General features: G+C 56.7%; 2 protein-coding genes and 1 pseudogene. All 3 read right to left on the bottom strand.

The genetic code is table 11. The features are described 5' to 3' along the window. Window positions 1–198: 198 nt before the first annotated feature. Entirely contained in the window at window positions 199–525 is a 327-nt protein-coding gene (locus WBM93_RS10150; protein ID WP_424431498.1) for a DUF2218 domain-containing protein, read from the bottom strand. Then, window positions 522–1,679: an alpha/beta hydrolase family protein gene (locus WBM93_RS10145; protein ID WP_424431496.1), complete on the bottom strand. Its 1,158-nt coding sequence runs from the start codon at window positions 1,677–1,679 to the stop codon at window positions 522–524. Before WBM93_RS10145 ends, WBM93_RS10150 begins: the two co-directional genes overlap by 4 nt. Window positions 1,680–1,683: 4 nt before the next feature. Beyond that, window positions 1,684–1,855, bottom strand: a pseudogene (locus WBM93_RS10140) (VOC family protein); the annotation flags it as partial.

Raw genomic sequence — 1,855 nt, 5'->3', positions numbered from 1 at the left:
CCGCAACGGGACCGAATTCGCGCATTAGCAATGGTAAAACCGGGACCAAAGAAATGATCGCCATGATCGGCATGACCGATGCCGCTAATATGATGATACCCTGCCGCGTGCCAGCCTGGGGCGCTGTGTTTGCAACACCTGTGTCCGTCATGCTTGCATCCCTCCGGTTTTCGCAACCCTCTTCATGGGGTCAGTTATTTAGTCTTCGCTATCCTGCCACTTATAAGTCAGCGGCGCTTCGCGAAAAGCAAAGCGGTCAACATGCCTCTCAACTGCGCCCTTCAAACCATCGCGCTGGCCTTCCGCCGACGCCTTGATGTGGCAAAGCAAGCCGCCGTCCGCCGGTTCCAGAGTCACTACCGCATCGCCGGGCCAGTCCGCCCCGCGCGCATCTTTTGGAAAAGTGATTAGAAAAGCCTCGCCCTTTTCTTCTACAGTGAGATTGTGCGCCCAATGTTTGCCGAGCTGTGTGGCATATCTTTTTGCATTGTTGGTCGGGACTTGAGCTTCGGTTATGTAATTCACCCGGCATTCCCGCCCAACGTTTCGGCAAACCAGTCGGAAAGAAGATCCCGTCCATAGGCCATATTATCTGCTCCGACATGTTCAACCCCGCCCTCGCGAGCGGTGAAGATCACCTTTTCGCGGCGCGGCGAGTTAACCAGTTGATCGTAGAGGTCATCGGCATAATTGACGCTGATCTGACGGTCATTGGCACCATGGGTGACAAGGAAGGGGACATTGATCCGGTCCATATGGCCATTGAGGTTCATATCGTCCGATTTCTGGAGGAAATCTTCCTGACTATTCGCACCGAATGCCCAATGCACATGCGCCCAATAATGGGGCACGGGATTCTGCCCTTCGCGCTCCATGCGTTTGTCCTGCACTTCGCGCCAGTTGTGATTGGCACCCCATACGGCACCACTGGCGAAACGCGGCTCATAAGCAACGGCACGCGGCGCGAAATGTCCGCCGAGCGAAATACCTGTCATACCGATTTTTGACGCATCGACATTGTCCTGTGTTTCTAGCCAATCGACGGCTTTCGAGGCCCAGCTTTCACTGTGCGGATCGACCGGTAGTCCTTGCAACCTCAGCGCTTCGCCAGAACCGGGCTGGTCAACGCACAGCGTTGAAATACCGCGCCGCGCCAGTTCTTCGGGCAGCCGCGTCCAGTAGAGAAGCTCCTTGTTGCTGTCGAGACCGTTGCAGAACACTACGGCTGGCTTACGCCCTTCGCCCGGAGCACGGGTCCAGAGCGCAGGCATGGTGCCCGTTTCGAGCGGAATTTCCACCCGCTCGCGATTGAGTTTGCCGAGTGCGGTCGAACGATCAAAGGCATCGCGCGCTTTGGCGAATGTCTCGGTGCGGCCCGGATGTCCATGCCCCTGCATCCGTTCCGCCGTGACGAGATAAAGTGATGCGCGTTCCAGCTTGTTCGACGCTGAGAAATTGCGGCCTTTCGCTTCGTCTTCAGCGGCCAGTTCGAGCAATTTGTCGCCCATTGCTGCCCACTGCTTCATGAATTGCGGTGTGCCGGCATCCGCGCCGCTGTCGGCCGCATCCTTGATCGGCTGGCACATGTCGATGATCTCGCCGATCTGTCCGCCGCTTTCCATCGCAATGGCTACCGATAGGTTCCAGATATAATTGGGGAAATACTCAAAAAGAGCCATAGGATCAGACCTCCGCCGGTTGGAACAAGCAGGGATCGGCGTCCGCTTTCGGCATGGTCTGCGGTCCTCCGGTACCAATGCCCCATTGATCCATCACATTGGGCGCGGGTTCATGCACCTTGTCGACATGTTTTTCGAAATCAACCTCTTCGAGCTCGGACGTATATTCCACCGCG

It is taken from the genome of Parasphingorhabdus sp., assembly GCF_049667325.1.
Taxonomy (GTDB): Bacteria; Pseudomonadota; Alphaproteobacteria; order Sphingomonadales; family Sphingomonadaceae; genus Parasphingorhabdus.
The sequence above is the reverse complement of the archived record's forward strand: the minus strand, read 5'-3'. Positions and strand labels throughout refer to the sequence as shown.